The sequence below is a fragment of the Pseudoalteromonas sp. LC2018020214 genome, assembly GCF_016598755.1.
Classification (GTDB): Bacteria; Pseudomonadota; Gammaproteobacteria; order Enterobacterales; family Alteromonadaceae; genus Pseudoalteromonas; species Pseudoalteromonas distincta.
Genome location: NZ_CP066804.1, coordinates 1,535,541 through 1,552,641, shown reverse-complemented (window position 1 = coordinate 1,552,641; position 17,101 = coordinate 1,535,541). Strand labels below are relative to the sequence as shown.

The 17,101-nt window shown below is 38.5% G+C and carries 16 protein-coding genes; 8 read left to right on the top strand and 8 right to left on the bottom strand.

Annotated elements, in window-relative coordinates:
* Window positions 1-10: 10 nt before the first annotated feature.
* Both lpoB and JG479_RS06865 read left to right on the top strand, forming a co-directional pair.
* Window positions 11-631 (top strand): penicillin-binding protein activator LpoB, encoded by a 621-nt coding sequence (gene lpoB / locus JG479_RS06870; protein WP_002959677.1) that lies wholly within the window; start codon window positions 11-13, stop codon window positions 629-631.
* 55 nt (window positions 632-686) lie between these two features.
* A complete protein-coding gene (locus tag JG479_RS06865; protein WP_002959676.1) occupies window positions 687-1,154 on the top strand; it encodes a glycine zipper 2TM domain-containing protein in 468 nt (155 codons plus the stop codon).
* A 66-nt stretch (window positions 1,155-1,220) separates the two neighbouring features.
* Here the strand turns inward: JG479_RS06865 and JG479_RS06860 are convergent, their stop codons facing one another.
* Window positions 1,221-2,438: a pyridoxal phosphate-dependent aminotransferase gene (locus JG479_RS06860; protein ID WP_024597609.1), complete on the bottom strand. Its 1,218-nt coding sequence runs from the start codon at window positions 2,436-2,438 to the stop codon at window positions 1,221-1,223.
* A 367-nt stretch (window positions 2,439-2,805) separates the two neighbouring features.
* Complete coding sequence (locus tag JG479_RS06855) at window positions 2,806-3,150, bottom strand: Hpt domain-containing protein (protein ID WP_002959674.1); 345 nt, start codon at window positions 3,148-3,150, stop codon at window positions 2,806-2,808.
* Between the two features lie 137 nt (window positions 3,151-3,287).
* Between JG479_RS06855 and JG479_RS06850 the strand changes: the two genes are divergently transcribed.
* Window positions 3,288-3,884, top strand: a complete 597-nt coding sequence (locus JG479_RS06850; protein WP_200220198.1) for a tRNA-uridine aminocarboxypropyltransferase — start codon at window positions 3,288-3,290, stop codon at window positions 3,882-3,884.
* A 24-nt stretch (window positions 3,885-3,908) separates the two neighbouring features.
* Window positions 3,909-4,694 (top strand): CLCA_X family protein, encoded by a 786-nt coding sequence (locus JG479_RS06845; RefSeq protein ID WP_200220322.1) that lies wholly within the window; start codon window positions 3,909-3,911, stop codon window positions 4,692-4,694.
* A gap of 16 nt (window positions 4,695-4,710) precedes the next feature.
* Here the strand turns inward: JG479_RS06845 and dcd are convergent, their stop codons facing one another.
* Both dcd and apbC read right to left on the bottom strand, forming a co-directional pair.
* Window positions 4,711-5,295, bottom strand: a complete 585-nt coding sequence (gene dcd, locus JG479_RS06840) for a dCTP deaminase (RefSeq protein WP_002959670.1) — start codon at window positions 5,293-5,295, stop codon at window positions 4,711-4,713.
* Between the two features lie 6 nt (window positions 5,296-5,301).
* A complete protein-coding gene (gene apbC, locus JG479_RS06835) occupies window positions 5,302-6,378 on the bottom strand; it encodes an iron-sulfur cluster carrier protein ApbC (RefSeq protein ID WP_200220197.1) in 1,077 nt (358 codons plus the stop codon).
* Window positions 6,379-6,565: 187 nt separating this feature from the next.
* On the opposite strand from apbC, the gene metG reads away from it, so the two are divergent.
* The 4 genes from metG to JG479_RS06815 all read left to right on the top strand — a co-directional run bounded on the left by metG (window position 6,566) and on the right by JG479_RS06815 (window position 12,829).
* Entirely contained in the window at window positions 6,566-8,587 is a 2,022-nt protein-coding gene (gene metG, locus JG479_RS06830) for a methionine--tRNA ligase (protein WP_200220196.1), read from the top strand.
* A 170-nt stretch (window positions 8,588-8,757) separates the two neighbouring features.
* Window positions 8,758-11,142 (top strand): putative bifunctional diguanylate cyclase/phosphodiesterase, encoded by a 2,385-nt coding sequence (locus tag JG479_RS06825; RefSeq protein WP_200220195.1) that lies wholly within the window; start codon window positions 8,758-8,760, stop codon window positions 11,140-11,142.
* Window positions 11,139-12,071, top strand: coding sequence for an alpha/beta fold hydrolase (locus JG479_RS06820; protein ID WP_052201229.1), 933 nt, complete (start codon window positions 11,139-11,141; stop codon window positions 12,069-12,071). Before JG479_RS06825 ends, JG479_RS06820 begins: the two co-directional genes overlap by 4 nt.
* Window positions 12,072-12,181: 110 nt before the next feature.
* Window positions 12,182-12,829 (top strand): bifunctional 4-hydroxy-2-oxoglutarate aldolase/2-dehydro-3-deoxy-phosphogluconate aldolase, encoded by a 648-nt coding sequence (locus JG479_RS06815; protein WP_149614790.1) that lies wholly within the window; start codon window positions 12,182-12,184, stop codon window positions 12,827-12,829.
* Window positions 12,830-12,865: 36 nt separating this feature from the next.
* On the opposite strand, the gene lepB is transcribed toward JG479_RS06815, so the two are convergent.
* The 4 genes from lepB to aceK form a co-directional block, all read right to left on the bottom strand.
* Entirely contained in the window at window positions 12,866-13,516 is a 651-nt protein-coding gene (gene lepB, locus JG479_RS06810) for a signal peptidase I (protein WP_200220194.1), read from the bottom strand.
* Between the two features lie 152 nt (window positions 13,517-13,668).
* A complete protein-coding gene (locus tag JG479_RS06805) occupies window positions 13,669-13,923 on the bottom strand; it encodes a DUF2999 family protein (RefSeq protein ID WP_002963210.1) in 255 nt (84 codons plus the stop codon).
* A 62-nt stretch (window positions 13,924-13,985) separates the two neighbouring features.
* A complete protein-coding gene (locus tag JG479_RS06800) occupies window positions 13,986-14,948 on the bottom strand; it encodes a zinc-binding dehydrogenase (protein WP_039489951.1) in 963 nt (320 codons plus the stop codon).
* A gap of 64 nt (window positions 14,949-15,012) precedes the next feature.
* A complete protein-coding gene (gene aceK, locus JG479_RS06795) occupies window positions 15,013-16,785 on the bottom strand; it encodes a bifunctional isocitrate dehydrogenase kinase/phosphatase (protein WP_200220193.1) in 1,773 nt (590 codons plus the stop codon).
* Between the last annotated feature and the right edge of the window lie 316 nt (window positions 16,786-17,101).

The following is a 17,101-nucleotide window of genomic DNA, read 5'->3' as shown; positions in this document are numbered from 1 at the left end:
GGAAACAACCATGATCATCAGTAACAAATTTAAAACAGTATCAACTTACGCTTTAGTTGGCTTGAGCGCTTTAGTATTAAGTGGCTGTGCTAATAAAGCCGTAGTAAGTTATGGCGATGCACAAGCAGTAGAAACAACCGATATTAATTTTGGCTCTACCGACTTACAAAAAGTAGCGAGCCAAATGACCGATTCATTACTCAGCTCACCCGTTGTTGGCACAATGACCGCTAATAAACGCCCTGTAGTATTTGTTGAGCGTATTAAAAACAAAACTAGTGAGCACATTGATACTGAATCAATCACCGATTCAATCTCAACGCAAATGCTACGCAGTGGTAAGTTCCGTTTTGTAGATATGACGCGTGTTGAATCAGTACGTGAGCAATTAACGTTTCAAAACGAAGATGCCCTTGTTAACCCTGCAACAGCCGTTGCATTTGGTAAACAAATTGGCGCGCAATATATGTTATACGGAAATTTATCGAGCATAGTTAAATCAAATGCCGATAAATCAGACGTATACTATAAATTTACGATGCGTTTAATGGATATGGAAAGCGGCCTAGTTGAATGGGCAGACGAAACTGAAATTCGTAAAACTAAAGAAAAATCGACATTTGGTTGGTAGTTACTAAGCCTTTACGGGCTAATAAGCCCATAAAGGCTACCAATAGGAGATTATTATGAAAGCTATAATATTAATAATGTGTGCCCTACTTAGTGTGAGCGCGCCAACTTTTGCTCAATACGAGCGCAATAAAGCAGTCCCTGTGCAGCAAGTTTTATTTGGTGACGTAAAATCGGTACGCAATATTACCGAACAAGAAATCATTCAAGACAAAAACAACGGCTGGAAAACCTTCGGCGGTGCATTACTCGGTGGTGTTGTAGGCAACCAGTTTGGTGGCGGTAGCGGCCGCACAGTAGCAACAATATTAGGCTCGGTAATTGGCGGCAGTGTTGCACATAATAGGCAGCAGCAAAGTCATTATCAGCAAAATCATTTTGTAGAGTTATTAATACAAGTTGAAAACGGCGACCAGTTTATGGTTGTCCAAGATCAAGACCAATCAATGCGCTTTAGCAAAGGCGATAATGTAAGATTAGTGTACTTGAACGACAACACGGTGCGTGTAGATAAAGCGTATTAGCCAATATATTCATGACTAAAGTAAAAAACGAGCCAAATTTGGCTCGTTTTTTTATTTCTTAAATAACTATACTTGGCGATAGTCTTTAAAAAAACGCTTCATTTTTAACATCGCATCCGATAAATCATCTTTGCTTGGCAAAAATACCAATCTAAAATGATCCGGCTCGGGCCAATTAAACGCCCTGCCATGTACAAGTAATATTTTTTCGGCTTTTAGCAAATCGTACATCATCTTTTCATCATCTTTAACGTTAAAAAGTGCTGTATCTACTTTAGCAAACGCATAAAGCGCGCCTTTAGGTTTTTTACAACTAATGCCTTCAATAGCGTTTAACCCGCGCCATGCTATATCGCGCTGCTCGTATAAGCGCCCGCCTGGGTTAATTAAATTATCAATTGATTGCACGCCGCCCAACGCTTGTTGAATTGCATATTGCGCAGGTACATTGGCACACAAACGCATAGATGAAAGTATTTCAAGACCTTTGCGTAAATCATCCATTACCGAGGTACGACCGCTTAGAACCATCCACCCCATTCTTAGCCCCGCTGCACGGTAGGTTTTTGCTAAACCATTAAAAGTAATGATTGGTACATCATCACACAGTGAGCCGATTGAAGTATGCGTTATACCATCGTATAAAATCTTTTCGTAAATTTCATCGCTCAATAACAGTAGTTTATGTTCACGCGCTATATCAATTAATTGCATTAGCAAATCATCACTGTAAACCGCACCTGTCGGATTATTAGGATTGATTAATACCAGCGCTTTAGTTTTAGACGTTATTTTGCTTTTTATATCTGCAATATCCGGAAACCAATCTTGCTCTTCATCACATAAATAATGCACCGGATTACCACCCGATAATGTGACAGAAGCAGTCCAAAGTGGATAATCTGGAGCTGGAATAAGCACTTCATCGCCATTATTTAATAGCGCTTGGGTGATCATCTGAATAAGTTCGCTTACGCCATTACCAATATAGATACTATCTACATCTAAATTATGTAATCCACGTTGTTGGTAGTGCTGATAAATAGCCACGCGGGCTGAATAGAGGCCTTTAGAGTCACAGTAACCTTGGGCTGAATATAAGTTGCGGATAATATCGCGGTGCATATCTTCTGGCATATCAAAACCAAAAGCAGCCGGATTACCTATATTCAATTTTAATACTTTTTGACCTTCGTCTTCCATTTTTTTAGCTTGTGCTAAAACCGGCCCACGAATGTCATAACATACACCTTCTAATTTGTGACTCTTTTTAATATCAGACATTTTTACCTCTTTAGGGCGTATTGACTTTATGGATTAAATTTGTTCAACCTAGGGGCGATTTAATCGCGGCGCGAGATTTGTAACCTAGTGGGCTAAGTAAAAATTGAGTAACAAAGAGAAAATAGCCCCTAGGAAGAACCCTCTGGGCAATGCGTGTTTGGATTTTATGTGTTGTTATCGCCTATTTATGTGGAAAAACCACACTGCATAGGCTCTGCCTAACCTAAAAACCAGACACTCGTTGCAAATTCAATCTCGAAAGATCAACACGCCCTAGTGAGTCTTTAGACTAACCTAGTAAAGGCGTAAAATGCCAGTCAATTTAGGTGCTTAATACTGAAATAAATTCACGTTTCAGCTTCAATAATTAACGAGATGCTAACCATTCATTTAGCTTAGCTTGAGAGCCTGTTACTTGAGCCATCAAGCTATTAGATGCGTCGATAGCTTCAGCTAGGTTATCTAGGTTTAAATTTTGTTCAATAACACGCGATACTTCAGCAAGGCTTGAAGCACCAAACTGCGCCGCATTCGATTTTAAGCTATGGGAGTGGCGAATAGCTGCTTCTTTATCTTTACCAATGGTTGCTAACACTTCTGAGCCTAAACGTTCAAACTCTGAGCAGCAAAAATCAAGTGTATCAGCAAACTGCTCACCCAATAACGATTCCATACTCTCTAATGCTGATGTATCAATATTTATTTCTGTCATATTTTAAGCCCTTAAAACAATCCATGTAAGTTACAGTTTAATAGTACTACTTTATATTGATGCGTAAAAAAAACCAACTTAATTACCTTATAAATGTATAATTGCGAGGATCATACTGGCAACAAAAAGTTTATTAAATGGCACGCACACTTTGTAATCATTGTAACTTTTCACTAAACACCTGTATTTGCAACGCAATTACAAAAACAAGCAACAAAGTTACGGTTATTATTCTACAGCACCCGAGTGAAGAAAAAATAGCAAAAAATACCGCTAAACTACTCAATTTATGCCTAACTGATTGCCAAATAATCAAAGGCGAAAATAATGATGACTTTTCCATACTAAAAACACTGCCAGTAAGCTCAACTGTTTTACTCTACCCTAACAAACACGCTGTAAATTTAGACGATAACACTGAGCAGCCAAATGTAAAAAACATCACCCATTTAATCGTGGTTGATGGTACATGGAAAAAAGCCTACAAAATTTTGCAGCTCACCACATTACTAAATCAATTTAAAACGGTCAGTTTTAAACAGCTACCTAAAAATCGTTATGCTATTCGTAAAGCCCCTCGGGCCGACAGCCTATCCACACTTGAAGCTGTAGCGCATAGTTTGTTTTTAATAGAGCAGCTAAATCCCGCACCACTTTATAATACGCTTAATGAATTAATACAAAAACAAACCCAACACATGCCTGAGCACGTAAAAGCACGTTACTTAGATTAAATCCGTTACTATATGAAACTTGCAATGCGTAACTACCCTAACAGACTAAAACGTGGCTTTACTCGCCAAGGACCCGACTATCGCTTTGACGACCAAGTCGACTTTAGCGATATAAGAAATACCTTCGGCTTTAGGTCAATGGTCGTTGGTAAATGGGTAACTAAAGAAGAGCGCTACATTAGCGCCAATTTAATTTACGATGCACTGGCCGACCTTGCACAAATACTGCATTTACCACCTAGAGCAATTGGCCTGCGCGGGAAGCTTAACTTTGCATTTGGCCATGGTGGTCAAAAAGGCGTGCAAGCGCATTATAATGCAGCCTCTCAAACACTTGCTCTTGCAAAAAATGCAGGCGGTGGTGCACTTGCTCACGAATGGTTCCATGCGTTTGACCATCATATAAGCGAGCACTTATTTGCAGCAAAACCCCGCTTTGGTTTTGCCTCAAAATTGTGGCTTTCAAACACGCCTAATTTATCGCATCCACTTAATAATGCTTTGAACAGTTTTTATAAACATATATTTTTAGATGAAGATGGTATTGATGCAAATAACTTTGTACAAACATGCATAGAACACGATAAAGCACAAAACATGAATTACATGAGCATGCCAGAGGAACTTGCAGCACGTTGTTTTGAAGCATGTATTGAGCAGCATTCAAATATAAAAAATAGCTTTTTGGTGGGAGGCTTACAAAATAGTAATTTAATATACCCAAACGCTGAGCATATTAATAAAGCAAATGAAGCACTTAACCAGTATTTTGAACTACTGGGTTACGCGCTTCATAAAATGGACGGGTAATGCCTATATTTGGTGATTATTTATCGTCACTAATACGACTTGCTACTGCGCTGCTTTGATCTTTATATTTTGCATCTTTACGAATATTGTATGGGTTTTCACACGGGCCCGATAACATTTCAAAGCTCATAGCACCAATTTTCATCAGCGGGCGTAGTGCCAGTGGTAATTTACCTGAGTTGTAAAACTCTAAAACAATATTACCGCTCCAGCCTGGGTCTATTCGGTGCGCGGTTACATGCACCATTAACCCCAAACGCGCAAGCGATGAGCGTCCATCTAACCAACCTACTATATCTGCTGGCAAAGTGACTTTTTCATGGGTAATAGCTAGTGCAAGTTCACCTGGGTGTAAAAAGAATGCTTCACCTTCATCAAGCACTATTTCTTCACTCATGATTGATTCCATGGCCTTATTTAACTGATCTTTTGGACCACTTAAATCGACGTATGCGGCGTTATGCGCATTAAACGTTCTAAATTTATTTCCCAAGCGTAAATCGGCAGTCACGCCTGAAATCATCTCGCTCGTTGGTGCAGGCTCAATAACAATGCGGCCATCGCTTAAGTATTCTTTAATATGTGTGTCTGAAAGTCTCATTATTTATTAATCTTCCGTAATCACAATTTCAATTGCATTGTGATGCTGTTGATAATAAAGCGTGCTAGCTATTAGCCTTGCTGCTGCGCTGTATGTTTTGCTTATTGCTGCATCGTTATCGCTTGCAATAAGCTTACCTTGCTCAGAATACTCGCGTATATCTATTGCAAGTGGAATATGGCTAAGTACAGGCACGCCGTGCTTATACGCCAGTTTTTGTGCACCGTCTTTACCAAATACGTGGTTAGCTTCACCACAGTGAGTGCAAATGTAGTGGCTCATATTTTCTATTAAGCCAAGCACCGGTACGTTTACTTTATTAAACATAGCAATGCCTTTTTGCGCATCGGCTAGCGCTAAATCTTGCGGTGTAGTGACAATAACAGTGCCGTTAGCGGGTACTTTTTGGCTCATTGTAAGCTGAATATCACCGGTGCCCGGTGGCATATCAACAATTAAGTAGTCAAGCTCGCCCCAATCGGTTTCGTTAAGTAACTGGCTCAGCGCACCTGACGCCATTGGTCCACGCCATACCGTGGCATCATCGCTTGGAACTAAAAAGCCAATTGACTGCGCTTTAATGCCATTTGCATCAAAAGGCTGTAGCTGTTTGTTATCTTTAGTGACGGGCTCTGCGCCCACTAATCCTAAAAGCATTGGGATAGATGGGCCATAAATGTCAGCATCTAAAATACCCACCTTTGCGCCTTCATTTTTAAGCGCGCCTGCCAAGTTAACAGCAGTAGTCGACTTACCTACCCCACCTTTGCCTGAGGCAATAAGTACAATATGTTTAATCGCTTTAAACTTAGCCGCCTCTTTAATGATAACCTTGGCGCTAATTGTTACAGGCACATTTAAGCTTTCACTTACGTGTTGCTCAACTAAAGGCATTTCTGATTGCCCAGCAAATGGTAGGGTTAATTTAATGTGTAGTGATTTATCGTCATTTTGAGTAATAGTATTAATGAAGCTTTCGTCAATACCGACGGCAAAAGCCGCACTACGATATGCCGCTAAGGCAGTAATAATCGGTTGTTTTTGCACCGATTTAGAAGAGAATAGTTTCGACAGTCCAAACATAGCAATTAAATAGCGTTTCTTTGATGAAAAGTGCCACGGAATTATGTAACATTCAGGGCATTAACACCAGTCAATTAATAAAAATCCATAAGCTGTGCGCACTCTAAGCAGATAGCTTGTAGATAAATTAATGATAATTGCCGTTTGTATAATAAAAACGGCGTTTTATCCTCAATTCGGAATGATTATGACGCAGCGAAAGATCCTGATTACCAGCGCATTACCTTATGCAAATGGCCCTACTCACCTAGGTCATTTATTGGAATATATTCAAACTGATATTTGGTCACGTTTTCAAAAACTACAAGGCCACGAAGCTTATTATGTTTGCGCAGACGATGCCCACGGCACGCCAATTATGCTTAATGCGCAAAAGCAAGGGATCACGCCTGAAGAAATGGTAAAACAAGTGAGCATAGAGCGCCAACGCGACTTTGCTGACTTTAATATCAAATTTGATAACTACCACAGCACCCACAGCCAAGAAAACAAAGAATTAAGCGAACTTATTTATAACCGCCTAAACGATGCCGGTCATATTAAAAAGCACACTATTTCGCAATTATTTGATCCAGAAAAAGGTATTTTCTTACCAGACCGCTTTGTAACAGGTACTTGCCCGACGTGTAAGTCTGAAAACCAAAACGGCGATAGCTGTGATTCGTGTGGTGCTACATACAGCCCTACCGAACTTATTAACCCGCGTTCTGTAATGTCAGGTGCTGAGCCTGTACTTAAAGATTCTGAGCATTACTTTTTTGACCTGCCAGCATTTGAAGGCATGCTAAAAGAGTGGTTACACTCGGGAACTATTCAACAAGAAATGGCTAACAAGCTAGACGAATGGTTTACCGATGGCTTGCAACAGTGGGATATTAGCCGTGACGCACCTTATTTTGGTTTTGAAATCCCAAATGCACCAGGCAAATATTTTTACGTTTGGTTAGATGCACCTATTGGTTACATGGCGAGTTTTAAAAACCTATGTGACGAAAAAGGCCTCGACTTTGATGCGTTTTGGGCTGAAGGTTCAGACGCAGAGCTTTATCACTTTATTGGTAAAGACATTATCTACTTCCACAGCTTATTTTGGCCAGCAATGCTAGAAGGCGCTAATTTTAGAAAGCCAACTAACGTATTCGCTCATGGTTTTGTAACTGTGAATGGCGAAAAAATGTCTAAATCAAAGGGTACGTTTATTAAAGCGCGTACTTATTTAGATAACTTAAACCCAGAGTACTTACGTTACTACTACGCAGCAAAATTAAGTAGCGGTATTGTTGATTTGGATTTAAACCTAGAAGACTTTGCACAGCGCGTAAATTCAGACCTAGTAGGTAAAGTAGTCAACATAGCGAGCCGTTGTGCTGGCTTTATTACTAAAAAGTTTGATGGCAAGCTAAGCAACACTATTATGCAACCAGAGCTGTTAGCAGAGTTTCAAGCGGCTGCACCTAGCATTACAACACACTACGAGAACCGCGATTACAGCCGCGCAATTCGCGAAATAATGGCGCTTGCCGACAAAGCAAACCAATTTATTGATGGCGCAGCACCTTGGGTATTAATTAAAGACGAAACTAAGCAACAAGAAGCACACGAAGTGTGTTCTCTTGGTCTTAACTTGTTCCGCGTTTTAATTACTTACTTAAAACCCGTGCTACCAGGAATGGCAGGCAACGTACAAGCGTTTTTAAATGACGACCTTGCATGGGACGGCGTTCAAAATGCACTCGTAAGCCACCCTATCAATAAATTTAAACCGTTAATGCAACGTGTTGAAATGGATAAAGTAAACAAAATGGTTGAAGAATCTAAAGAAAGCTTAGCATCAAAAGTAACAATTGACCCTAACAGCCCACTTGCAAAAGAGCCAATTAGCGACGAGATTGAGTTCGATGATTTTGCAAAAGTAGACTTACGCGTAGCTAAGATTGCTAAAGCAGAGCACGTAGAAGGCGCAGATAAACTACTTAAGCTAACACTTGATTTAGGCGGCGAAACTCGCCAAGTGTTTGCGGGTATTAAATCAGCTTACGCACCTGAGGATATCGAAGGCAAGCTAACCGTTATGGTTGCTAACCTTAAGCCTCGTAAAATGCGCTTTGGTATGTCTGAAGGCATGGTATTAGCAGCAGGTCCTGGCGGAAAAGAAATTTATATTCTTAACCCAGATGACGGCTCAGAGCCTGGTATGCGCGTAATGTAATATTACTCATACTATAAAAACCGCTGATACATCAGCGGTTTTTATTACAATATGATTATCATAAAATGCATAAATAGTATTAAAAAAGGACTGTGCTAATATATAAGCCAATAATTTAGACCTTTTAAATTGTCAATTAATGCTATTTGGGAAAGGACCCCCTAAGATTCATGAATCGAGAACCGACCTCATCAAACCCTAGCTTTTTTAATTTGTTATATTCTGTTTATTTTTGGTTTATCAAAAATATCAAGTCTAGTATAAATACAAACTCCTCTAATAGAGACACGTACAAAGCGTTTAAATCACGCCAATACTACGCAATCTTACAGCAAATGCCCTTTAGTAGTACTGGCAACATGCTAACTTCTTTACTTCTTACATTATTTTTCTGGAACGATGTTAATCATTATGTATTAATATCATGGATAAGCGCTCTTTGGTGCATAGCTATTATTAACATTATTTTGTGGTATAAAAGTAAATCGATTGAAAAAAACACATTAATTAAGAAGCACGCAGCAGAATGGTTAACTGTAATTCTATCTTTAGCGGCTATTTTACATATCACGATGGCCAATTATTTATTTGGTTTATCTGATGAACAAGGCCGGCTATTAATTATTTGTATTATAATTTCGTTTGCCTCTGTTGGTGCTTGGATGTTTTCATTTCTTCCTATAGCGGGCTTAGCATGGGTTGGTATTTTTACTCTTGGATTACTTATTGGTATTCCATACCATTTTTGGGGGCATTATTGGTACTTTGCGTTAATAGTCACTTTTTTTGGCTTGATACTCGCCTCAACGGTAATTGTATTTTCTCGAATGTTTTTATCAAACTTAGAGGCAGAAACAAAAATAGAACATCAACGTCAAGTCGTTGGTATGTTACTCAATGACTTCGAAAAGAATGCAAGCGACTGGCTATGGGAAACTGATGAAAAAGGTAATTTGCAGCATACCTCCCTTCACCTTGCTAAAGCACTTAATGTAACCATACAGGAATTAGAAGGTAAAAACTTCTCATCAATTATATTTTCCTTGTGTAAAAGCGCCACAAGCAAAGAGCTGTTTCAAGACCTCAATACTAAATTATGTACCCCACTCCCATTTAAAAATATGCAAATACCTGTTGAAGTAGCAAAGTGCCACAAATGGTGGGCTATCACAGCAAAGCCATTAGTAAATTTTAACGGACTATTTTTAGGTTGGCGTGGTGTTATTTCTGACATAACAGAAATAAAATTAAGAGAACAAGAAATGGAGTTCTTAGCTAATGCAGATCCTTTAACTGGTTTAGCAAACAGGCATAAGTTCAATCAATTCATTAAACAAGTATTTGAAAAGAAAGCATCAGCAAACTGTACTCTTTTCTTGATGGATTTAGATAACTTTAAAATAATAAACGACTCACTAGGACATATAGTGGGCGATCAATTATTACAAGAAATGGCTAAACGACTTTCTGCTGCAATAAAGCCAAATGGGTTAGTTGCTCGTCTTGGCGGAGATGAATTTGCAATTGTTTATCAATATACATTAGATAAAACTTCAGCCCAAGAACATGCCGAGCAAATTTTAGATACTTTAAAAAAACCATGGTATGTTCACGAATATAAGATTGAAATGTATGCGAGCATAGGAATTGCTTCTACACCAAAAGATACTATGACTGCTCATGATTTATTTAAATTTGCTGATATGGCTCTATATTCAGCAAAAGAGACAGGAAAATCTAAATGCAGTTTCTTTGAACAATATATGGAAGAAAATGGAAAATCGAAGCTTGCCCTACTCTCTGATATAAAAAAAGGACTTAAAAATAACGAATTTACTATTTATTACCAACCACAAGTAAATCTTAAGTCGGGTAGCCTCAATGGTTTTGAAGCGTTAGTTCGCTGGAATCACCCTATAAAAGGAACTATTGCACCGGATACATTTATACCACTAGCTGAAGAAAGTGGCCTAATAAATAAACTTGGCCAATTTATTTTAAATCAAGCCTGCAAAGATGCTTCTTCATGGCCTAAACATCTTAAGGTTTCTGTTAATGTTTCGGCATTACAGTTTACTAAAAACACATTAGTTGAAGATATTTTTAATGCCCTAAAAAGCAGTAATTTGGCGTCCGAACAGTTAGAAATAGAACTTACAGAGTCTGTAATGATTAACAATTACGAATACGTTGTTAAGGTATTGAACAATTTAAGAGAGCGAGGTGTAAAGGTTGCTCTCGATGACTTTGGAACAGGCTACTCTTCACTTTCCTATCTCCAAGAAATTCCGTTGGATAAATTAAAGATTGACCGATCTTTCGTTGAGAAATTGAATGTAGTAGATAACACCCAAGCTACTGCCATCGTTAAATCTATTATATCTTTGGCACAAGCGCTTAACTTTGAAACAACAATCGAGGGTATCGAGTCAGCTAATCAAATAGCAATTTTTAAAGGCATGGGCAGTACTTATGGCCAAGGTTATTACTACAGTAAACCTATTGATTCAGCTTCTACAATATCGCTAATCAATAATTGGAATAATAAGCTTTGACATACCTTATAATTTTTCTCCTCCTGGGCTTTACAGTATTATTTTATTTAACGTACTCGCCAGATATTTCGGCTATCGTAATAAAAAAACGCTGGTCATACGATAACTCAAAGTTTGTAAATATCGACAAAATAAGCGTTCATTATATAGATGAAGGAAAAAAAGATGCGCCAGTACTCATTATGCTGCATGGACTATCAGCAAGTTTACATACGTGGCATGATGTTACTAAAACACTTACAAAAGATTTCAGGGTGATAAGTTTGGACTTACCCGGCTTTGGCATAACTGGGCCATGGGAAGAGAGCAAAAAATACGATAGTAAAAACTATTCAAAATTTGTTGAGAAATTTATTAATAAACTCGAAATATTCTCATATACGTTAGTTGGCAATTCTTTTGGTGGTGAAATTTCATGGCAACTAGCTAAAAATCATCGAAATAAAATAAATGCCCTTATTCTTATAAACGCAACTCCTCGTCTAGCCCCATTTAAGAATTGGCTAATAGGCTGGAAACTTGCTTATTTACCAATAACAAAGCAATTAAGCCTGTATTTTTTACCTTACTTTGTGACTAAAAACAGTCTCAGAAGAGTGTTTAAAAATAAAGATATACCGTTTAGTAAGTTTCAGCAGTACAGTGAACTAACTCTTAGAGTTGGTAACAGAGCAGCATTAATCTCCCTTTTAAAATCGTACTCGTTCGACCCTTTGTTATTTGCTGGCGATAAACTAAATATACCTACTTTAGTTGTTTGGGGAGAGGAGGACGAGGTAGTTCCATTTGACTACACAAAAGAATTTATACTCAACAGCACAAATACTCAGTTAGAAATAGTGAGTAATGCCGGTCACCTACCTCATGAAGAATTGCCGATTGAAACAAGTAAGTTAATCAAGATTTTTCTGAAGCCTTTAATTGATTAAGCCTGTGACCTTTATCAATTAATTTTTCAATTTAGAAAGGTACATACTCCCTGACTATACTATTTCCTATTAAATCGTCTACCCCGTTTGATATAAAGTGAATTGTAATTATGACCCAAATTTTAGATACCAACAGAACAAAAGTAAGTAGCCAAATAAAGCAACACAAATTAGTCGCCATACTGCGCTTAAAACAACAAACCGATGTAGCTCCATTAATTGATTGTTTAATAAATGCGGGCATACACTCATTAGAGATCACTTCAAACACACCTGGCTTTGAGCAAGAAATAGCAAGAGCTCGCGCAGCGCATAAAAACGCACTTATTGGTGCAGGCACAATAATTAACACCACCCTTGCCCAGCAAGCTATTGATGCAGGCGCGCAGTTTATCGTAACGCCAAATACCAACAAATCGGTTGTCGAACTTGCCCACCAGCACGGGTTACCCGTATTAATGGGCGCACTAACACCTACCGATGTAGCAAATGCAATTGAATATAACGCTGATATTATTAAGGTATTTCCTGCAGGCAGTATGGGCGTTGGTTACTTTAAAGCATTAACGGGTCCATTTTCAGAAGCACAATTAATGCCTGTTGGTGGTGTGAATTTAGATAATATATCTCAGTGGTTTGAAGCAGGTGCTTGTGGCGCTGCAGTTAGTGGCGATTTTTGTAAGGTATTAAATACCGAACAAGAGCGTAGTGTTCTTACCAAGCTTGTAAAAAAATATATAAGTAAACTGCCTAAATAGGCAGTTATATTTTAACTCTAAAATTAATTATCTTATTTAATTGAGCTTTTTCAATACGCGGTCTTTTCTTGGTAGGTAATAGTTATCGTAATCAAGAGACACTATAACGCGCTCTGCTTTTCCTAATAACTCATTACGCGGAATTAAACCTATTACACGCGAGTCAGCGCTATTGTCGCGGTTATCGCCCATTGCTAAATAATAATCATCAGGAATTGTAATTGCATCAAAGCCCGATAAACGTGAAGGAATATTTGCCACTCTTATCGAATGCGCTAATCCGTTTAAATCTTCGATTTTATCAAGCGAGTCTATGTTGCTTTTCTGATCTGCATAATTAAGTTTTTTACCATTAATAATAAGCTCATTATTTTCAAGCGCAACCGTATCCCCTGGCACACCAATTACACGTTTAATTAAACGGTTATCGGCAGCTTGTGAGTCAAAAACAATGATATCACCGGTTTGTGGGTCCGCTAGTTTAAGTAGTTTTATATGCGTAAATGGGACACGAATATCGTAGGCCATTTTATCGGTAAGTATTCTGTCACCTTCTTGAATTGTTGGTTTCATTGAGCCTGTTGGCACTTCGTACCAATCGGCTACAGCGCTTCTAAATACGCTCATTAGTGCAATAAATACGATAAGAGAGCGGTTATTTTTCCAAAACCTATAAAGCGGTTTCATATTATTTCCCTGCGTTAATTAAGTATTATTATGACTAATTAAATACTGAGCAGTTCAATGTAGAGTGTAACAAAAAGTGTGTGCTTTACGACGGGTATAGCAAGGTAGTTGCTTACCTTGCTATATGATCAATCTGAAAATTAGATTATCAATTACTGTTGATTTAGTTTTTCTTTCGCTTCTTTTACTTTTTCAAAATCTAAACCAAGTTCGTCAGTCGCTTCTTTAATAAGATGCGGTTGAGTCATCACAACTGCCATTAATTGTTGTAGCTTTTCTGGCGGAATACCAAGCTCTTGAACAAGCGCCATTGCCATCATTGGGTTTTGAGTAAACGCTTCAAACAATGCTTTTACTTTTTCGTCGCTTACATTGTGCTCTTTAAGTATTGCTAGTATTGGATTCATTATTAAACCTTAAGTATTTTTTATAGGGCTTAGTATATGGGCTAAACCCTAAAATTAAAGAGTTACTCTACAAGTAAAACCACTTTCCCTGCGTTTTCATTACGCTCTAAAATAGCATGGGCTTCGTTTGCGTCGCTCCAAGGCAATGTTTTATACAGGTTAAAGTCGTACTTTTTAGTGGCAATATCATTGTAAAAACGCGCTACAAAGTCGTCGCGCACCTGGCGTTTAAACTCAATACTACGATTTCTAAGCGTTGAGGCATGAAACGAAATACGCTTTTGTAAAAGCGCCGCAAAATCAACCTCTGCAAAACGTCCATCTAAAAATGCAAGCATTACAATTTGGCAATCCATGGCTGCAATAGCGGCATTTTTATTTAAGTAACTACCCGAAACAGGATCTACAATTGCATTTGCTGTTAACTCATTTGCTTTCATATATTCTACAAAGTCGGTGGTTTTGTAGTTAATTGTATGATCGGCACCGAGTTCTTTTGCGTGTTGGCATTTATCATCCGTACCAGCGGTAATAACCACGGTAGCCCCTGCGCTTTTAGCCATTTGAATTGCTGCACCGCCCACACCACTAGCACCTGCATGAATAAGCGCTGTTTGCCCTTTTTGTAATTTACCAAGCTCAAATAATGCGCCAAATGCCGTTAAATACACTTCGCTTATTGCAGCGCCCTCAGCCATTGTTACATCATCGGGTAATTCCATAAGCTGTTTTGCATCAACTGCTACATATTCGCTATAAGCACCACCAGAGCACAATGTAAAAATACGCTTGTTTAGCCAGCTTTTATCTACATCTTTTCCAAGCTCAGTAACTGTACCTGCACACTCTAAACCTAAAATAGGACTATCTCCCGCAGGAGCCGGGTATTTACCTTGGCGCTGCATACTGTCTGCACGGTTCACACCTATTGCTGCAACTTTAACAAGTACTTCATGGCTCTTTAAAACCGGTTTTTCGGTTTCACTAAATGCAAGATTGCCATCTTCATGAGAAATATATTTCATTGTTGCTCCAAGTTTAAAAACTGTAATAACATATAGATGGGGATGAACACAGATTCAAACAACCTCAAAAGCGCCAACTTTGTTTATAAGGATAAACATCGGGTAGATAACCATTATGTATTTGTTGCTGACAACTCTGCCAAAACGTCGCTAAAAACAAGTTACTGTGCTCATTATTAAAATAGTTAAACGCAATCTCGTTGGCACTAAAAAACACCTTAAATTGGCTCGGGAATATATCGTTTTCAGCTATATCAAAATACGAGTTACTACTTAGCTCTTCGAGTGCATTTTGGGTGTGTGGCACGTCTCTAAAGTTACAATCGGTAAGCGGGCAAATTTCGTCAAAGTCGTAAAATACCACTCGCCCCCATCGCGTTACGCCAAAGTTTTTCATTAGCATGTCGCCCGGAAATATATTAGCACCGGCTAATTCTTTAATTGCTTTACCGTAGTCATGCATAACTCTCTCTAAGGTTTTGTTATCGCATTGGGTAATATATAAATTAAGCGGGGTCATTTTACGCTCAACATAAACATGCTTTAAAATGAGTGCCTTGCCAGATATAACTATGCTGCTGCCAATTTGGCTTTTCATCTGCTCAAGAAGCTCATCACTAAAACGGCTTAAATCAAACGCTAAATATCTAAATTCGTGTGTGTCTACCAAACGACCAACCCTATCGGCTTGTTTTACAAAGTTATACTTTTCTTTGACTTGTGCTTTGGTGGCTGTTTTTGGCGCACTAAATTTGTCTTTAATTACTTTATAAACGTAATCTAGCCCTTCAATAGTAAATACCAGCATTACCATGCCCGGCGTCCCTGGCGCTTTAACATACTTGAAGTTGGCTGGGCTATTTTTAGTCGTATCAACCTTGTGCCGATAAAACTCAGTTTTGGCGTGCTTTATAAAGCCAATGGCGTTAAATAACTCAAAGCGTTGTTTGTGTGGCATTAACACACTTAAGTAATCTACATAGCGAGCGGGTTTATCGGTATCAACCATAAAATAGGTGCGTGCAAAACCAAATAATAAACTTAATTGATCGGCGCCCATCATTACAGCATCAAGCTTTAGTCCCTCATCGGTATTTAAAATAGCGATAGCAAAAGGCATATTGTCGCCATTTTTAGCAATGCAGCGCCCAATTAAATAACAGGCTTTGTTTCTAAAAAATAATGAGTTGGCGTATTCAATATAACCGTCGTTTAAATTTATAAGTTCGTACACCTGTTTGCATTGCTGCTTAGCGCCTTGCATTAACGTACTTTGTAATGTGGCTACATCGCGTTCTAAATGACTAAACGACACTCTAAATACTTGATTAGTGATAAGCGTTTTAACGGCGTTATTAAACCCATTATGTAGCGATACCCTGCTCACTAAGCTTTCATAAGAGCGTGGCTCACTACGATACTTTGCTTTTAATACAAACAAATGCACAGTACGAATTTTTTTATCGTCCCAAATTGCGCCAAACGTTGAGTTAAAAAAGGTATGCGCAATAGGTTTGTTTTCGTGATTTTCTACCATATCGCCGTAAATATTTTTAGCTAACTGCCACGTTTTCGGGCAAGTAAGTTCAGCATAAGCAATAATTCTCACGGCTTCACTCACGTTTTTAACTTCGCGCTCATACACCTGTAAACGTTCACGCATAGCACTTTGTACACTGTGATACTGTCGTTGTTCAAAACGGCTTTGTGCACCCAGTGTAATATTTAAAAATTGCGAAAACATCGCCTCAAATCCAGCAAAAACAGATCGTGCAAGCTTACTGGCTACAACGTGTTGTAGCGTATTATTAGATTGATTTGTTAGCTTATTTTGCATAAATACAGCACTTGTATTGATGCCAGTTATGGCGGTTATTTTTTATTAATGGTTTACACCTTAGCAAGCAGGCTTTAATTTAGATAATTAATAAAGCATATAAATAGAATTTATTGGGCGTATTGACCTTTCGAGGTTAATTTTGCAGCCGTGTATTTGGTTTTTAAGCAAGGCAAAGTACATGTAGTGTGGTGACTCCCCATAAATGTACTTTAACGCTGCATAAAGGCCAAATACACACTGCCCATAGGGTTCTTTCTAGGGACGATTAACTCTTTGTTGCCTACATGGATGTAGGTAAGGGGCGTGAGCAGGA

Excerpts from the sequence above, each read along its gene's own strand:
- JG479_RS06865 (WP_002959676.1), top strand. The coding sequence starts at position 687 with ATGAAAGCTATAATATTAATAATGTGTGCCCTACTTAGTGTGAGCGCG.
- JG479_RS06860 (WP_024597609.1), bottom strand. The coding sequence starts at position 2,438 with ATGTCTGATATTAAAAAGAGTCACAAATTAGAAGGTGTATGTTATGAC.
- aceK (WP_200220193.1), bottom strand. The coding sequence starts at position 16,785 with ATGCAAAATAAGCTAACAAATCAATCTAATAATACGCTACAACACGTT.
- metG (WP_200220196.1), top strand. The coding sequence starts at position 6,566 with ATGACGCAGCGAAAGATCCTGATTACCAGCGCATTACCTTATGCAAAT.
- apbC (WP_200220197.1), bottom strand. The coding sequence starts at position 6,378 with ATGTTTGGACTGTCGAAACTATTCTCTTCTAAATCGGTGCAAAAACAA.
- JG479_RS06805 (WP_002963210.1), bottom strand. The coding sequence starts at position 13,923 with ATGAATCCAATACTAGCAATACTTAAAGAGCACAATGTAAGCGACGAA.
- JG479_RS06800 (WP_039489951.1), bottom strand. The coding sequence starts at position 14,948 with ATGAAATATATTTCTCATGAAGATGGCAATCTTGCATTTAGTGAAACC.
- JG479_RS06815 (WP_149614790.1), top strand. The coding sequence starts at position 12,182 with ATGACCCAAATTTTAGATACCAACAGAACAAAAGTAAGTAGCCAAATA.
- JG479_RS06855 (WP_002959674.1), bottom strand. The coding sequence starts at position 3,150 with ATGACAGAAATAAATATTGATACATCAGCATTAGAGAGTATGGAATCG.
- dcd (WP_002959670.1), bottom strand. The coding sequence starts at position 5,295 with ATGAGACTTTCAGACACACATATTAAAGAATACTTAAGCGATGGCCGC.
- lpoB (WP_002959677.1), top strand. The coding sequence starts at position 11 with ATGATCATCAGTAACAAATTTAAAACAGTATCAACTTACGCTTTAGTT.
- JG479_RS06850 (WP_200220198.1), top strand. The coding sequence starts at position 3,288 with ATGGCACGCACACTTTGTAATCATTGTAACTTTTCACTAAACACCTGT.
- JG479_RS06825 (WP_200220195.1), top strand. The coding sequence starts at position 8,758 with ATGAATCGAGAACCGACCTCATCAAACCCTAGCTTTTTTAATTTGTTA.
- JG479_RS06845 (WP_200220322.1), top strand. The coding sequence starts at position 3,909 with ATGCGTAACTACCCTAACAGACTAAAACGTGGCTTTACTCGCCAAGGA.
- lepB (WP_200220194.1), bottom strand. The coding sequence starts at position 13,516 with ATGAAACCGCTTTATAGGTTTTGGAAAAATAACCGCTCTCTTATCGTA.